This window comes from Gordonia sp. OPL2 (assembly GCF_003797825.1).
Classification (GTDB): Bacteria; Actinomycetota; Actinomycetes; order Mycobacteriales; family Mycobacteriaceae; genus Gordonia.
Genome location: NZ_RKME01000071.1, coordinates 1 through 470 on the forward strand (window position 1 = coordinate 1; position 470 = coordinate 470).

Consider the following 470-nt stretch of genomic DNA (forward strand, 5'->3'; position numbering starts at 1 on the left):
CTGGAAAGCCTGCCCGAGGCCGATCTGGTGCAGCACGATGCGCTGTGGCGCCAGCGACTGGATGCCTGGCTTGCCTTCGGTGCGCGGCTGGTGCAGGTGCTGTCGGTCCTGCTCGGCGCAGGTGCCGCGCTGGTGGTCGGCAACACGGTGCGCCTGGACATCCAGGCCCGCCGCGAAGAGATCGGCGTGCTGCAGCTGCTCGGCGCCAGCGATGGCTTCATCCGCCGCCCGTTCCTGTACCTGGGCGCGTGGTACGGCCTGGGCGCCGGCGCGGTGGCGCTGGCCCTGATCGGCGCTGCGGGTGCCGCCCTGCGCATGCCGCTGGCCGAACTCTCGCGCAGCTACGGCAGCCCGTTCGTACTGCACGGCCTGGACCTGCTGGACGTGCTGCAGGACCACGCCACGCCGGACAGCGTGCCGCTTGCCCGGCTACGCGAACTGCTGTCACCGCGGCTGCCGCGCGCCTATTC

1 protein-coding gene is annotated in these 470 nt (G+C 72.1%); it reads left to right on the top strand.

Annotation, left to right across the window (positions count from 1 at the left end; all coding sequences use genetic code 11):
- The coding region (locus EEB19_RS26315) for an ABC transporter permease (RefSeq protein ID WP_222929988.1) at positions 1-470 on the top strand (470 nt) is incomplete at both ends.